Below are 16253 nucleotides of genomic sequence, written 5' to 3'. Positions count from 1 at the left end.
AAAAACGAAAAAGACATAAAAAAGGCCATCATCAGATGGCCAACCATGTCGAAAACGGACCAGCCCTGCGTCCTTCGCACAACGCATACAGCCGGTTGCACGAAGGGGTCGGGCTTTATTACTACTTTTTGAGAATTACTTAAGCACAGTTTTCAGCGCTTCACCGATATCGGCCAGGCTGCGCACGGTTTTCACCCCCGCTGCTTCCAGTGCGGCGAATTTCTCATCAGCCGTACCTTTGCCACCAGAGATAATCGCACCCGCGTGCCCCATACGTTTGCCTTTCGGCGCGGTCACGCCCGCGATGTAGCCAACAACTGGCTTGGTTACATGATCTTTAATGTACGCCGCCGCTTCTTCTTCCGCGCTACCGCCGATCTCACCGATCATCACGATCGCTTCAGTCTGTGGATCTTCCTGGAACAGTTTCAGGATGTCGATAAAGTTTGAGCCAGGGATCGGGTCACCACCGATACCTACACAGGTAGACTGGCCGAAACCATAGTCAGTCGTCTGCTTAACCGCTTCATAGGTCAACGTACCAGAACGAGAAACGATACCCACTTTACCCGGCTTGTGAATGTGACCCGGCATGATGCCGATTTTGCATTCGCCTGGGGTGATAACGCCAGGACAGTTCGGCCCAATCATGCGCACGCCCGCTTCATCAAGCGCCACTTTCACGGTCAGCATATCCAGCGTCGGGATGCCTTCAGTGATGGTGATAATCAGTTTAATACCTGCGTTGATGGCTTCCAGAATGGAGTCTTTGCAGAACGGAGCCGGTACATAAATAACAGACGCAGTCGCGCCGGTGGCTTCAACCGCTTCACGCACGGTGTTAAACACTGGCAGGCCCAGGTGAGTTGTACCGCCTTTACCCGGCGTTACACCACCAACCATTTGCGTACCGTAAGCAATCGCTTGTTCAGAGTGGAATGTCCCCTGGCTACCGGTGAAGCCCTGGCAGATAACCTTGGTATCTTTATTAATTAAAACTGACATTATTTCCCCTCCACTGCGGCAACAACCTGCTGAGCTGCATCCGTCAGACTTTTCGCTGCAATAATATTCAGGCCGCTGTCAGCCAGTTTTTTCGCGCCGAGTTCGGCGTTGTTACCTTCCAGACGCACAACCACCGGAACGTTAACACCAACTTCCGCTACCGCGCCGATGATACCGTCAGCGATCAGGTCGCAACGAACGATACCGCCGAAGATGTTAACCAGAACGGCTTTCACGTTGTCATCAGAGAGGATAATTTTGAACGCTTCGGTCACGCGTTCTTTGGTTGCGCCGCCGCCCACGTCAAGGAAGTTAGCCGGTTCGCCACCGTGCAGTTTAACGATGTCCATGGTGCCCATTGCAAGGCCAGCGCCGTTAACCATACAACCAATGTTACCGTCCAGCGCGACGTAGTTCAGTTCCCACTGTGCAGCCTGAGCTTCACGCGGATCTTCCTGAGACTGATCGCGCATTTCACGCAGATCCGGCTGGCGGAATAGTGCGTTGCCGTCAGCGCCCAGTTTACCGTCGAGGCAGATCAGATCGCCCTGTTTGGTCACCACCAGCGGGTTGATTTCGATCAACGCCAGGTCGCGCTCAAGGAAAATGGTCGCCAGACCCATGAAGATCTTGGTGAATTGCTGAACCTGCTTACCTTCCAGACCCAGTTTGAACGCCAGGTCACGGCCCTGATACGGCATTGGACCCGTCAGCGGATCGAGCGCCACTTTATGGATCAGGTGCGGGGTTTCTTCCGCCACTTTTTCGATTTCCACGCCGCCTTCGGTAGAGGCCATAAAGACCACGCGACGGGAGCTGCGATCAACTACTGCACCGAGGTAAAGTTCTTTACCAATGTCGGTCGCAGCTTCAACCAGAATCTGATTTACCGGTTGACCGTTGGCATCTGTCTGGTAGGTCACCAGACGTTTGCCCAGCCAGTGTTCAGCAAAAGCGCGAATGTCTTCTTTGCTGTTAACAACCTTCACACCGCCCGCTTTACCACGGCCACCAGCGTGAACCTGACATTTCACTACCCACGGGCCTGCGCCGATTTTTGATGCGGCTTCTTCGGCTTCACGCGGAGTAGTACAGGCATAACCCACCGGTGCCGGTAAGCCATAGCGGGCAAAAAGTTGTTTTGCCTGATATTCATGTAAGTTCATGTGTTCTGTCCATCCTTCAGGTAATCGTTATCTTTAAACCTGTAGGCCGTTGCGTTTTTCATGCCGGATGGCGCAACGCTTATCGGCCTACAGGGCAGGTGATACTCTCAGGTACTACACGTCCAGCAGCAGACGCGTTGGATCTTCCAGCAACTCTTTAATGGTCACCAGGAAGCCTACTGACTCACGACCATCAATCAAACGGTGGTCATAAGACAGCGCCAGATACATCATCGGCAGGATTTCAACCTTGCCGTCTACAGCCATCGGACGATCTTTGATGGCATGCATACCCAGGATGGCGCTCTGCGGCGGGTTAATGATTGGCGTAGACATCAGGGAACCGAACACACCACCGTTAGTGATGGTGAAGTTACCACCCGTCAGATCTTCAACCGTCAACTTGCCGTCGCGACCTTTTACTGCCAGCTCTTTAATGTTTTTCTCGATGTCAGCCATACCCAGCAGATCCACATCTCGCAGAACCGGAGTTACCAGGCCGCGCGGCGTAGATACCGCCATGCTCACATCAAAGTAGTTGTGGTACACCACGTCATCGCCATCGATAGAAGCGTTCACTTCCGGATAGCGTTTCAGCGCTTCAACAACCGCTTTAACGTAGAAGGACATAAAGCCCAGACGGATACCGTGACGTTTTTCGAACGCGTCGCCGTACTGCTTACGCAGATCCATAATCAGCTTCATGTTGACTTCGTTGAACGTCGTCAGCATTGCTGTCGAATTTTTCGCTTCCAGCAGACGCTCAGCTACGCGCTTACGCAGACGGGTCATCGGTACGCGTTTTTCACCGCGAGCACCCAGTGCAGGCTGTGCTGCAGGCGCCGCTGCCGGGGCTTTCGCTTCCGCTTTTGCTGCCGGAGCTTTAGCCAGATGTTTTTCAACATCTTCACGCGTGATACGACCACCGACACCGGTACCATTGATGGCACTGGCTTCAAGATTATGCTCACCCAGCAGGCGACGGATCGCCGGGCTCAGGGCATCGTTATTCTGCTCGGCAAGAGACGCCTGTTGACGCTGTGCCGGGGTAGAATCTTTCTCTTCAGATTTAGCACTGGTCTCTTTACCACTGCTATTGCCTTCACGCAGGCGACCAAGGATCTGGCGAGAAGTAACAGTGGTCCCTTCATCTTCCAGAACTGCATCAAGAATACCGTCCGCTGATGCCGGTACTTCCAGTACCACTTTGTCAGTTTCGATTTCTACCAGTACTTCGTCACGACGTACTGCATCGCCCGGTTTTTTGTGCCAGGTTGCAACCGTTGCATCTGCTACGGATTCAGGCAGGTCGGGAACAAGAATATCTACGCTACTCATTATTTATCCTTTATTTAATCGACGTTCAGCGCGTCATTGACCAGATCTTGTTGCTGTTTCTGGTGAACGGACATATATCCTACTGCCGGAGAGGCAGAGGCCGGGCGACCTGCATAACGCAGAGCAGACCCAAATGGAATCACTTCACGGAAATGATGCTGGCTGCAGTACCATGCGCCCTGGTTGAGCGGCTCTTCCTGGCACCAGACAAAATCATGCACATGAGCAAAAGGTTTCAGCGCTTCCTGTACCGCTTTATGCGGGAACGGATAGAGCTGTTCGATACGCACAATGGCGACATCTTTTTGGTTGTTCTTGCGGCGCTGCTCCAGCAGGTCGTAATAAACCTTACCAGAACACATCACGACGCGCTTCACGGCTTGCGGATCAAGTTCATCTATCTCGCCGATGGCTGGCAGGAACGTACCATTAGCCAGTTCGTCGAGCGTAGACACTGCCAGCGGATGACGCAGCAATGACTTCGGCGACATCACCACCAGCGGACGACGCATACCGCGCAGCGCCTGACGACGCAGCATGTGGTAAACCTGTGCTGGGGTAGACGGAACGCACACCTGCATGTTTTGCTCAGCACAAAGTTGCAGATAACGCTCAAGACGTGCGGAAGAGTGCTCTGGTCCCTGCCCTTCGTAGCCGTGTGGCAGCAGCATCACCAGGCCACACATACGACCCCATTTCTGCTCACCAGAGGAGATGAACTGGTCGATGACAACCTGCGCACCGTTGGCAAAGTCACCAAACTGCGCTTCCCAGATAGTCAGCGTGCGCGGCTCTGCTGTGGCATAACCATATTCGAATGCCAGTACCGCTTCTTCAGACAGCACGGAGTCCCAAACGCGGAATGTGCCCTGACCGTTATGCACATGCTGCAGTGGCGTGTAGGTAGAACCGTTTGCCTGGTTGTGAATAACTGCATGGCGGTGGAAGAAGGTACCGCGACCTGAGTCTTCACCAGACAGTCGTACCGGAATGCCCTCGTCAACCAACGTTGCGTAAGCCAGGTTCTCAGCACCACCCCAGTCGAACAGCTTCTCGCCTGCTGCCATCGCCTGACGGTCGCCGTAAATCTTGGCAACGCGCGACTGCATTTCAACCGCTTCTGGTACAGTACTGATGCGTTTTGCCAGTTCCTGCAAACGCTTCATTTCAACCTTGCTCGGGTAGTTTTCATCCCATTCATGGTTGAGGTACGGCGACCAGGTGAAGGAGTGCATGTTCATTGGACGCCACTCTTTCACTACGCATTCGCCAGCATCCAGCGCGTCACGATAGAGGTTGACCATTTCGGTGGCATCTTCCAGCGTTGCGACTTTATCGGCTTCCAGCTTATCAGCGTAGATTTTGCGCGGAGTCGGATGCTTTTTGATTTTCTGATACATCAGCGGCTGGGTCGCACTCGGCTCGTCGGCTTCGTTATGGCCATGACGGCGGTAGCACACCAGATCGATGAAGACATCACGTTTAAAGGTATTACGGAAATCCAGTGCCAGACGGGTCACGAAAGCGACGGCTTCCGGATCATCCGCATTGACGTGGAAAATAGGCGCCTGGACCATCTTACCGATATCAGTGCAATACGGCGTAGAGCGTGCATCCAGTGGGTTAGACGTTGTAAAGCCGACCTGGTTATTGATAACGATGCGAACGGTACCGCCCACTTCGTAACCACGCGCTTTCGACATGTTCAGGGTTTCCTGAACTACGCCCTGTCCGGTCACTGCGGCGTCACCGTGAATGGTGATCGGCAGAACTTTATTGCTGCTCGGCTCGTCCAGTCTGTCCAGACGCGCGCGAACGGAACCGATAACCACCGGGCTGACGATTTCCAGATGCGACGGGTTAAACGCCAGCGCCAGGTGAACCAGACCGCCTTCGGTTTCGATATCAGATGAGAAGCCCATGTGGTACTTCACATCACCCGTACCGAGGTGTTCTTTATGTTTGCCTGCAAATTCGTCGAACAGATCCTGTGGTTTTTTACCTAGCACGTTGACCAGCACGTTCAGACGGCCACGGTGCGCCATGCCCAGAACCACTTCGCGCGTGCCGCTGTTACCGGCATGGCGAATCATCTCTTTAAGCATCGGAATTAACGCATCGCCGCCTTCCAGCGAGAAGCGTTTTGCACCCGGGAACTTCGCGCCCAGATAGCGTTCCAGGCCTTCTGCTGCGGTCAGTTCGCTGAGAAAACGTTTCTTCTCTTCGCTGCTGAATGCGGCACGACCAGATTCGATACGCTGCTGAAGCCAGCGTTTTTCTTCGGTACTGGTGATGTGCATATACTCGGCGCCAATAGGGCCGCAGTAGGTTTGTTTCAGCGCCTCAACCAGGTCGCTCAGCTTCATGGTGTCTTTGCCGCCGGCAAAAGAACCTACGTTAAAGCTTTCCTGGAAATCAGCATCGGTCAGATCGTGGAAAGTTGGGTCCAGATCGGCCACATTCTCTTGCTGCCACAGTCCCAGCGGATCGAGATTCGCATGCTGATGACCACGGAAACGATATGCGTTGATGAGCTGCAGGACTTTAACCTGCTTCACATTGGCATCAGGGTCGGAGATAGAAGAAGAATAACGTGGGGTAACCAACGCCTGTCGACGGAAATAATCACGTGTTTTTGAGTGGAGTTGATCCGGTTTGACTCCGGTACCAGGTAACTGCTGGAACGTCGAACGCCAGTTAGCATCTACCGAGTCAGGGTCGGTTAAGAAGTCTTCATAGAGCTGTTCTATCCAGCTCTGGTTTGAACCAGAGAGGTAAGAAGAGTCCAACCAGGCTTTCAAAGCGCTGTTCTGCATCGTGATCCCTTAAGCATCTATATGCTTATTTCGCCGTGGATACTACCACGCACACCGCTGTGCGTGCCGGGGTTCACTTGCGAGCTCTTGTTTAATCTGGCTCGCGAAGGAACCTTTAAAAACTGTCTAATAATCTTCGTCGTTCAGACCGCGCCTTGTATCGCGCCGAACGCCTCGATTATTGCTCTCTAATTCATGGCAGTTTTTAGAGGTTTCCTGCATATATCATGCCTGATGACGCTGTGCTTATCCGGCCTACAGTGACTCACCTGTAGGCCGGATAAGGCATTTATGCCGCCATCCGGCATCTGTTACTTACGCACTACGTTTCAACAGCATCGACTTAATATGGCCGATGGCGCGCGTCGGGTTCAGCCCCTTAGGACATACGCTGACGCAGTTCATGATGCTATGGCAGCGGAATACGCTGAAAGCGTCACTTAAACCTTCGAGGCGGCTGTCGGTTTCGGTATCGCGACTGTCAATCAGGAAGCGATACGCGGCCAGCAGTCCTGCCGGGCCAATAAACTTGTCCGGATTCCACCAGAATGACGGGCAGGACGTTGAGCAGCATGCACACAAAATACATTCATACAGCCCATCGAGCTTCTCACGCTGCTCTGGCATTTGTAAATGCTCACGAGCAGGAGGATTTTTCCCATTATTCAACAAGTAAGGCTTAATCTTCTCATACTGTGCGTAGAATTGTCCCATGTCTACCACCAAATCGCGTACGACCGGTAAACCTGGCAGCGGGCGAATGACAATTTTCTTACCCGGCTGATTCAGCGCAGAAATAGGAGTGATACACGCCAGCCCATTTTTGCCGTTCATATTCAGACCATCAGAACCGCACACCCCTTCACGGCAGGAGCGACGAAACGACAGTGACGGATCTTTTTCTTTCAGCTGCATCAATGCATCCAGCAGCATCATGTCGCGCCCTTCTTCCGCTTCCAGGGTGTAATCCTGCATACGCGGAGCATCATCGATATCCGGGTTATAGCGATAAATCGAAAACTCGAGTTTCATTGTCCTGTCTCCGCATTAATAAGTACGAATCTTCGGCGGGAATGCCGGGCGCAGTTTCGGTTCCATATTGACCTGACGTCGAGTCATGGATTCCGATTCTGGCAGGTACAGGGAATGGCACAGCCAGTTTTCATCATCACGTTCCGGATAGTCGAAGCGGCTATGCGCGCCGCGGCTTTCGGTTCGGAAGTTGGCGGACACCGCCGTGGCGTACGCGGTTTCCATCAGGTTATCCAGCTCCAGACACTCAACGCGCTGGGTGTTGAACTCGCTGGACGTATCATCCAGACGGGCGTTTTTCAGACGCTCGCGAATTGCTTTCAACTCTTCAAGCCCCTTCGCCATCGCATCACCTTCGCGGAAGACCGAGAAGTTATGCTGCATACATTCTTGCAGCGCTTTGCGAATAACTACCGGATCTTCGCCGTCGCGGTTACCGTTCCAGCGGTTCAGACGGGCCAGAGAAGCATCGATCTCTTCTTCGGTCGCATCCAGCAGGTCACCCTGCTCAGTGATAGATTCCTGCAGATGCAGGCCAACCGCACGACCGAATACCACCAGGTCCAGCAGCGAGTTGCCGCCCAGACGGTTAGCACCGTGGACCGATACGCAGGCGATTTCGCCAACCGCAAACAGCCCAGGAATCACCACATCTTCACCCTGCTCATTCACAGTCAGCGCCTGGCCGGTCACTTTGGTCGGAATACCGCCCATCATGTAGTGGCAGGTAGGGATTACCGGAATCGGCTCTTTCACCGGATCAACGTGGGCAAAGGTGCGGGACAGTTCCAGAATACCCGGCAGACGGGATTCCAGCACTTCTTTACCCAGATGGTCGAGTTTCAGCTTGGCGTGTGGACCCCACGGACCGTCACAGCCACGACCTTCACGAATTTCGATCATGATGGAACGCGCCACCACGTCACGACCCGCAAGGTCTTTCGCATTCGGGGCATAACGCTCCATAAAGCGTTCGCCATGTTTATTTAACAGATAACCGCCTTCACCGCGGCAACCTTCTGTTACCAGTACACCTGCACCGGCGATACCGGTTGGGTGAAACTGCCACATTTCCATATCCTGCACCGGTACACCGGCACGGATAGCCATACCAACACCATCACCGGTATTGATGTGGGCGTTGGTGGTAGACTGATAAATACGACCTGCCCCGCCGGTTGCCAGCACAGTAGCGCGGGCTTTGAAGTAGACGACTTCACCGGTTTCGATACACAGTGCGGTACAACCCACCACTGCGCCATCGGCGTTTTTCACCAGATCCAACGCATACCACTCCGAGAAAATGGTGGTGTGGTTTTTCAGGTTCTGCTGATACAAGGTGTGCAACAGCGCATGACCGGTACGGTCCGCCGCCGCTGCGGTACGTGCCGCCTGCTCGCCGCCGAAGTTTTTCGACTGACCGCCAAACGGGCGTTGATAGATAGTGCCATCGTCGAGGCGTGAAAACGGCAGCCCCATATGATCCAGCTCCAGAATCGCTTCCGGACCGGTCTTGCACATATATTCAATAGCGTCCTGGTCACCAATGTAATCCGACCCTTTTACGGTGTCGTACATATGCCATTCCCAGTTATCTTCATGGGTATTACCGAGCGCAACGGTGATGCCACCCTGCGCAGAAACGGTATGGGAACGGGTTGGGAACACTTTGGAAAGCAGCGCACAGGTCTGGCCGCTTTGGGAAATTTGCAGCGCCGCGCGCATACCTGCGCCGCCGGCACCAATCACAACAGCATCAAATTCTCTGACTGGCAGTTTCATTACACACCCCACACCACAACAAATCCATAAATGACGTAAACCACCAGCGCAACGACAATTGCCAGTTGCAGAATCAGGCGCACGGCCAGAGGTTTAACGTAGTCGGTCAACACCTGCCACATGCCGATCCAGGCATGAATCAAGATGGAGAAAAGTGCCAGCAGGGTGAAGACTTTGGTGAATGCCGATGAGAAAAAACCGGTCCAGACTTCCCAGGTCAGCTCGCCGCTGGTGGCGAAGAAGCCGACCATATAGATGATGTATAACGTCAGAACGATAGCGGTAGCACGGACCAGAATGAAGTCATGTACGCCGTTGCGTCCTAATGCGGAGGCGTTGCTTACCATACGAGGACTCCTGCGAGAAGTGAAAGCACGACAATGATAACAAAAGAAATTTTGGCGGAACGCGTCCCTGCTTCGAGGGTTTCTTCAAGGTAGCCAAAATCCATTAACAGATGGCGAATGCCCATTACAGCGTGATATGCCAGCGCGACCAGAATTCCCCACATAATTAACTCCACAAAGAAGTTATTCATAATGGATGACGCCGCGAGGAAACCTTCAGGGGAGGAAAGGCTGGTACCCAATAACCACAACAGTATCCCGACCGCCACGAAGGTGATCACTCCAGATACGCGATGGAGAATGGACGCTATCGCCGTGATTGGGAACCGGATCGTTTGCAGATCCAGATTGACAGGTCTTTGTTTTTTCACATTTCTTATCATGAATAACGCCCACATGCTGTTCTTATTATTCCCTTTGGACTTCGGGTACAGAAGATGAAGACACCTGTAGCCTGAAAGACGACGGGATTTCCTTCCTCCGGTCTGCGTGCGGGTCAGACAGCGTCCTTACTATAACTACGCGTCATATAAAACACTGCTTCCAGTTGCTAAAACGACACGTTACAACGCTGGTTGGCTCGGGATTGCAGGGTATTCCGGAGACCTGGCGGCAGTATAGGACGTTCACAAAATCATTACAATTAACCTACATATAGTTTGTCGGGTTTTATCCCGAACAGTGACATAGGTCACGATAACAACATTATTTTAATTTTTAATCATCTGATTTGACAAACATTAAACAAAGTTGTTACAAACGACACCAGAAAAGGCATATAATGCGTAAAAGTTATGGGGTCACTCTTTCACCGGAGATTTAGTTATGCAACAGTGTGGAAGTATTGACCAATACCTTCAGGACAGTTATTAGTGATAGACAGGTTTAATAATTCGGATTGCTAAGTTCTTGATTTGCTGTTTATTCGCCATGAACAGACCGTTTTACCTGCAAGCGCCCATAGCTCTGTACCCAGGTTGTCCCCTCTTCCACAGAGCGGCGAGCCAAATAACAAACTGGTAACGGTTCACCAATGTACGAAGGCAAATGTAAGTTCCGGCAGTCTTAAGCAATAAGGCGCTAAGGAGACCGTAAATGGCTGATACTAAAGCAAAAATCACTCTAAATGGTGACTCTGCTATTGAACTGGATGTGCTGAAAGGTACGCTCGGTCAAGATGTTATTGATATTCGTAGCCTTGGCTCAAAAGGGATGTTTACTTTTGACCCAGGTTTCACCTCTACTGCATCCTGCGAATCCAAAATTACTTTCATCGACGGTGACGAAGGTATTTTGCTGCATCGCGGCTTCCCGATTGACCAGTTGGCGACCGAGTCCAACTATCTGGAAGTGTGTTATATCCTGCTGTACGGCGAAAAACCGACGCAGGAAGAGTACGACGAGTTCAAAACCACGGTCACTCGCCATACCATGATCCATGAGCAGATTACCCGTCTGTTCCACGGTTTCCGCCGCGACTCTCACCCGATGGCCGTCATGTGCGGTGTTACCGGCGCACTGGCCGCGTTCTACCACGACTCGCTGGATGTGAATAATGCGCGTCACCGTGAAATCGCTGCTTTCCGTCTGCTGTCCAAAATGCCTACCATGGCAGCGATGTGCTACAAATACTCCATCGGCCAACCGTTTGTTTATCCGCGTAACGACCTCTCCTACGCCGGTAACTTCCTGCACATGATGTTCTCCACGCCGTGCGAAAAATACGAAGTGAATCCAATCCTGGAACGCGCAATGGACCGTATCCTGATCCTGCACGCCGACCACGAGCAGAACGCTTCTACGTCTACCGTACGTACGGCGGGTTCTTCTGGCGCTAACCCGTTTGCCTGTATCGCAGCAGGTATTGCTTCCCTGTGGGGACCGGCACACGGCGGTGCAAACGAAGCCGCACTGAAGATGCTGGAAGAAATCAGCTCGGTTAAACACATTCCGGAATTTGTTCGCCGCGCGAAAGACAAGAATGATTCTTTCCGTCTGATGGGCTTTGGTCACCGTGTCTATAAAAACTATGACCCACGCGCAACCGTTATGCGTGAAACCTGTCATGAAGTCCTGAAAGAGCTGGGCACCAAAGATGACCTGCTGGAAGTGGCCATGGAGCTTGAGCACATCGCACTGAATGACCCGTACTTCATCGAGAAGAAACTCTATCCGAACGTAGACTTCTACTCCGGTATCATTCTGAAAGCGATGGGTATTCCGTCCTCCATGTTCACCGTGATTTTCGCCATGGCGCGTACCGTTGGCTGGATTGCTCACTGGAACGAAATGCATACTGATGGCATGAAGATCGCCCGTCCTCGTCAGCTGTACACCGGCTACGACAAACGCGATTTTAAGTCTGACATTAAGCGTTAATTCCTGTTGCCGGATGGCGATGCGTCACCATCCGGCATATTCCCTTTTTCTTGACATGCATTGTGTTAATCCTCTCATCCTTTCTCTATGATTTACTGAGACTTGCTTAATTCTACTCAGGAGTATGGGATGCCTGTTTTGCAGTGGAGTGCACTGTTTTTACTGTCACTTCTTCTTTCCCTGCTCTTTCTGTTTATCCATCTTCCGGGGCCATTACTGCTCGGGTCGATGATCGTCGGTATTATTTTCAGTATGCGCGGTATTTCGCTGCATCCCCCTCGCTGCACGTTTCTTGGTGCGCAAGCCATCCTCGGCTGTATGATTGCGCAAAACCTCACTGGCTCCATTTTTACGACGCTGGCAGCGCATTGGCCGGTGGTGATTGTCATTCTGCTGGCAACCCTTATCAGCAGTGCAGCAATAGGCTGGTTGTTGGTACGTTACAGTAAACTTCCCGGTAATACGGGCGCGTGGGGCTCATCTCCAGGCGGAGCGGCGGCGATGGTTGCCATGGCGCAGGATTATGGCGCTGACATTCGTCTGGTGGCATTCATGCAGTATCTGCGGGTTTTACTTGTGGTAGGCGCGGCGGCGCTGGTCACCCGACTGGTGATGGGTGACCTGGCGCAAACGGTCAGCGAGCAAATCATCTGGTTTCCGCCACTGAGTGTTAACCTGTTCAGTACCCTGGCACTGGCCGCCGTTGCCGGAATTGCCGGGCGCGTACTGCGCATCCCCTCTGGCGTCATGCTGCTGCCAATGCTGGTGGGTGCATTGCTGAACGCTGGCGGTGTAATGGTGATTGAACTGCCGGAATGGCTACTGGCCATAGCGTACATGGCCATCGGCTGGCAAATTGGTCTGGGTTTTGACAAGCAAATCTTTTTTATGGCACTGCGTCCCTTGCCACAGATCCTGTTGTCTATTTTTTCACTGATGGCGATTTGCGCGGCTATGGCCTGGGGACTGGCGCATTACATGCGGATCGACTTCCTCACCGCTTATCTGGCTACCAGCCCGGGAGGGATGGACAGTGTCGCGGTGATTGCCGCAGGAAGTCACGCCGATATGGCGCTGATCATGGCGATGCAGACCCTGCGGCTGTTCAGTATTTTATTGACTGGTCCGGCGGTGGCGCGGTTTATTTCACAGCATGCCCCCAGGCAGCCAGCTTAATGCTGACATCCCGGACACCAGTAAAAAGGTCGTGAAGAGAGCATCGTTTTCTCGATAATACCGCCACAACGTTCGCATGCTTCACCGTCCCGATGGAAAACCTTAAAGCGAAACAGCGCGCCGTGATGTTTATTCTCATCAACCAGACCGCGCGTATTGTAAGATAAACGCGGAATATCGAGCAGTGCATGCGCCAGCCTGTCGAGCTGTTCATCGCTGAGTTGCGAGGCTTTATGTTGCCCTGTCAGTTCCACCTGCCAGAGAATTTCTACCCGTAAATAGTTACCCAACCCCGCGAGAAACGCCTGATCCAGGAACAGACCGGAAAACTGCCGATTGCGAAAACGAGGTGAAAGCAGACGCGCTTTCACATCATCAGGCGTTAAGCGCAGATCCAGCACATCAGGTCCAACCCGTTGCAGGAACGGATGGTTGGTTAGCTGTTCAGGCGTAAGGATTTCAATGTCAGAGGCGCTGTAGAGCAGAATAGTTTTATCGAGCGTTTGCAGCCTGACGCGTAATACCCGGTTGGTTTCCGGGATTTTCCCCGTCTCAATCACTCGCCATACGCCATAAAGCTGATTATGGCTATATAACGTCAGACCATTCGAAAAGTGGGTCAGCAATGCCTTACCCCGGGTTTCAATATGGGTAACCCTCTGTCCAGTCAGTCGAGATTGATACGGTTTTAACTGCTCAAAGGCAAACCAGACATCCGTCAGAGGTTTGCCTTTGACTGCCGCCTCCAGGTTATCCGCCGCACGGCGGATCTCCGGGCCTTCAGGCATAATACTGTCCTTTGTTAATGAGTTGCTCCGCCCGTCACTGCGATATCACGATCCACCTGCAAGGCGGTAACAATCGCAATCTCCAGTGCATGACGCACCGTTTCTGTCGCCATACTCGGCGCACCTGGATGCGCCGCCGCTTGTTCCGGCAGATAGGGAATATGAATAAATCCCCCCTTCACTGTCGGCGTGTTACGTAACTTATGCAGCAGCCCATACATCACGTGGTTGCAGACGAAGGTACCCGCAGTCTGAGAAACCGATGCAGGAATACCTGCGCTGCGCATGGCAGCAACCATCGCTTTAATCGGCAACGTGCTAAACCATGCCGCCGGGCCATCCGCTACGATCGGTTCATCGACGGGTTGCTGCCCGTGGTTATCCGCAATACGTGCATCGTCAACATTGATCGCCACGCGCTCAACGGTGATATCTGTACGGCCTCCAGCCTGACCTACCGCCAGTACCAGCGACGGCGACAGCGCGTCAATCGCAGCATTGAGTACGGCAAGAGACTCACCAAATACGCACGGAAGCTGGCGTGCCACAACGCGACACTCACCGATAATAGCATTGTCGAGACCCGAGACCACTTCCCAGGAAGGGTTAACTGATTCGCCGCCAAAAGGTTCAAATCCGGTGATAAGTACCGTTTTCATCCTTCCTCCTTACAGGAACATCAGGAAATACATCAGGAATACGTTGACCAATAGCAACAGCACGCCGGTTGGCACCTGTGCTTTAATCACTGCGTTCTTATCCGGCAGTTCCAGCAATGCCGCCGGCACAATGTTAAAGTTCGCCGCCATCGGCGTCATCAGCGTACCGCAATACCCGGAGAACATGCCGATTGCCGCCATCACCGCAGGGTTACCGCCATGCTGCAACACGAGTATCGGAATACCAATCCCGGCGGTCACAATCGGGAAGGCCGCAAACGCATTACCCATAACCATCGTCAGCAGTGCCATACCGATGGTGTACACCGCCACCGCGATAAAGCGGCTATCCACCGCGAGATATTCCTGAGTCAGATAAGAGATACCACTGCCGACGCCTGCCGCCGTAAACAACAACCCCAGCGTGGCCAGAATCTGTGGCAGGATGAACGCCCAACCAATAGAGTCCAGCAGACGACGAGCTTCCTGAATTGGCTGATGTACACGTTCATGGGTCATTTTTATCGCCATTGCCAGGCCGATCAACGAGCCAGCGGTCATCGAAAAGAGCGTCACCAGCGTGGCGTGGTTACCCGGCCCAAACAACGCATCCTGTAAGCCCGGAATATGGTTAAACATCAACACACCAATCACGGTAACCACCGGAATGACCAGCGCCGGGAAAAACAGACGATTGCCCAACCGGGTGGCGCTTTCCTCGCGCTGTTGTTGCGTACGTTGATGATAGCTTCCCAGTTTGACGCCGCCGAAACCGGCGATTAGGGCCAGTAACACGACCGCGACACCGACAGCGATATGCACAGTGCGTTTATCGCCAAAAAGTGAATACGTCCAGTCACCCAGCAGAAACAGCACACCGTACACGCCCCAGAACAGACCGGTGGTTAAACGCCGGGGGTTCGCTTTGTCCTGCCAGGACATGACGGCCACAATCAGTAATACCGCACCCGCCAGCCAGTAGAGATAGCTTTGCTGAAAATTCATTTCGCTTCTCCTTTAGCTGCGGCATTCGCTTTCGCTACTTCGCGTTGCAGGTAGTTATCAAGGCGCCACAAGCGTGCGCCGTGGATCAGGAACGCACAAATCGCCGTTGGGATCCCCCACAGGGCAATATGCAACGGCTCCGTCTGGATCCCGCCTGACTCCAGCATAAAGTTGTGCATGAAAATGATCGCGCCAAAGGCAACAAAGATATCTTCACCAAAAAACAGCCCGACGTTATCGGTCGCCGCCGACATTGCACGCAACCGATAGCGCACTGACCCGGGCAATTCACCATGGTTTTTCTCAGCGGCCCCTTCAGCCATAGGTGCCAGCAGCGGGCGAACCATTTGCGGATGGCCACCCAGACTTGTCAGCCCCAGCGCCGCGGTCGCTTCACGAATAAAGAGATAGACAATTAACAGACGACCGCTGGTGGCGCTGCGGATTTTCGCGATCCATGCCTGAGCACGTTCTTTCAGACCGTGGCGCTCCAGCAGACCGATAACCGCCAGAGGGATCAGCAGGATAAACGGCAGGTTGCGGGTGTTGAGAAAACCTTCTCCCAACTTTTCGAGGATCGTGGCGATCGGCATATGCGCCGCCAGCCCCGTGACGATCCCGGCAATGATAACCACCAATACCGGGTTAAAACGTAAAAGAAATCCGACCACAATGACAGCAATCCCCGTCAATGGCCAGAGAGAAATGACCTCTCCCATAATATATTCCCGTCTATGTTGTTGTGTAATATGTTATTGTT

Annotated in this window: 14 protein-coding genes and 1 pseudogene; 3 read left to right on the top strand and 12 right to left on the bottom strand. The window is 53.0% G+C overall.

Going from position 1 to position 16253, the window contains the following annotated elements; genetic code table 11:
* Positions 1-135: 135 nt before the first annotated feature.
* The 8 genes from sucD to sdhC all read right to left on the bottom strand — a co-directional run bounded on the left by sucD (position 136) and on the right by sdhC (position 9884).
* Positions 136-1005, bottom strand: coding sequence for a succinate--CoA ligase subunit alpha (gene sucD, locus AACS05_RS06490; protein WP_045441100.1), 870 nt, complete (start codon positions 1003-1005; stop codon positions 136-138).
* A complete protein-coding gene (sucC, locus tag AACS05_RS06485) occupies positions 1005-2171 on the bottom strand; it encodes an ADP-forming succinate--CoA ligase subunit beta (RefSeq protein ID WP_045441099.1) in 1167 nt (388 codons plus the stop codon). Before sucC ends, sucD begins: the two co-directional genes overlap by 1 nt.
* A gap of 114 nt (positions 2172-2285) precedes the next feature.
* Positions 2286-3509 carry a 2-oxoglutarate dehydrogenase complex dihydrolipoyllysine-residue succinyltransferase gene (odhB, locus tag AACS05_RS06480; protein ID WP_045441098.1) on the bottom strand — a complete coding sequence of 408 codons (1224 nt, stop codon included), beginning with the start codon at positions 3507-3509 and terminating at the stop codon, positions 2286-2288.
* A gap of 14 nt (positions 3510-3523) precedes the next feature.
* Positions 3524-6325 (bottom strand): 2-oxoglutarate dehydrogenase E1 component, encoded by a 2802-nt coding sequence (gene sucA / locus AACS05_RS06475; RefSeq protein WP_045441097.1) that lies wholly within the window; start codon positions 6323-6325, stop codon positions 3524-3526.
* 315 nt (positions 6326-6640) lie between these two features.
* Positions 6641-7357 (bottom strand): succinate dehydrogenase iron-sulfur subunit SdhB, encoded by a 717-nt coding sequence (gene sdhB, locus AACS05_RS06470; protein ID WP_045441096.1) that lies wholly within the window; start codon positions 7355-7357, stop codon positions 6641-6643.
* Positions 7358-7372: 15 nt separating this feature from the next.
* Entirely contained in the window at positions 7373-9139 is a 1767-nt protein-coding gene (sdhA, locus tag AACS05_RS06465; RefSeq protein ID WP_045441095.1) for a succinate dehydrogenase flavoprotein subunit, read from the bottom strand.
* Positions 9139-9486: a succinate dehydrogenase membrane anchor subunit gene (gene sdhD, locus AACS05_RS06460; protein WP_045441094.1), complete on the bottom strand. Its 348-nt coding sequence runs from the start codon at positions 9484-9486 to the stop codon at positions 9139-9141. Before sdhD ends, sdhA begins: the two co-directional genes overlap by 1 nt.
* Positions 9480-9884, bottom strand: coding sequence for a succinate dehydrogenase cytochrome b556 subunit (sdhC, locus tag AACS05_RS06455; RefSeq protein ID WP_045441093.1), 405 nt, complete (start codon positions 9882-9884; stop codon positions 9480-9482). Before sdhC ends, sdhD begins: the two co-directional genes overlap by 7 nt.
* 383 nt (positions 9885-10267) lie before the next feature.
* Here sdhC and AACS05_RS06450 point away from each other — a divergent pair.
* The 3 genes and pseudogenes from AACS05_RS06450 (at position 10268) to AACS05_RS06440 (ending at position 13041) form a co-directional block, all read left to right on the top strand.
* Positions 10268-10375, top strand: a pseudogene (locus AACS05_RS06450) (hypothetical protein).
* Between the two features lie 206 nt (positions 10376-10581).
* Positions 10582-11865: a citrate synthase gene (locus AACS05_RS06445; RefSeq protein WP_045441092.1), complete on the top strand. Its 1284-nt coding sequence runs from the start codon at positions 10582-10584 to the stop codon at positions 11863-11865.
* Positions 11866-11994: 129 nt separating this feature from the next.
* Complete coding sequence (locus AACS05_RS06440; RefSeq protein WP_045441091.1) at positions 11995-13041, top strand: AbrB family transcriptional regulator; 1047 nt, start codon at positions 11995-11997, stop codon at positions 13039-13041.
* Here the strand turns inward: AACS05_RS06440 and nei are convergent.
* The 4 genes from nei to AACS05_RS06420 are packed head-to-tail and all read right to left on the bottom strand — an operon-like array spanning position 13038 to position 16212.
* Positions 13038-13829, bottom strand: a complete 792-nt coding sequence (nei, locus tag AACS05_RS06435; protein WP_045441090.1) for an endonuclease VIII — start codon at positions 13827-13829, stop codon at positions 13038-13040. The two genes, AACS05_RS06440 and nei, sit on opposite strands and share 4 nt — an antisense overlap.
* A 14-nt stretch (positions 13830-13843) precedes the next feature.
* Positions 13844-14488: a pyroglutamyl-peptidase I gene (pcp, locus tag AACS05_RS06430; protein WP_045441089.1), complete on the bottom strand. Its 645-nt coding sequence runs from the start codon at positions 14486-14488 to the stop codon at positions 13844-13846.
* A gap of 9 nt (positions 14489-14497) precedes the next feature.
* Complete coding sequence (locus tag AACS05_RS06425; protein ID WP_045441088.1) at positions 14498-15493, bottom strand: DUF979 domain-containing protein; 996 nt, start codon at positions 15491-15493, stop codon at positions 14498-14500.
* Positions 15490-16212, bottom strand: coding sequence for a DUF969 domain-containing protein (locus AACS05_RS06420; protein ID WP_045441087.1), 723 nt, complete (start codon positions 16210-16212; stop codon positions 15490-15492). Before AACS05_RS06420 ends, AACS05_RS06425 begins: the two co-directional genes overlap by 4 nt.
* Between the last annotated feature and the right edge of the window lie 41 nt (positions 16213-16253).

It is taken from the genome of Citrobacter sp. S-77 (assembly GCF_963864895.1).
Classification (GTDB): Bacteria; Pseudomonadota; Gammaproteobacteria; order Enterobacterales; family Enterobacteriaceae; genus Citrobacter; species Citrobacter murliniae.
This window is presented reverse-complemented; position numbering and strand designations above follow the sequence as displayed.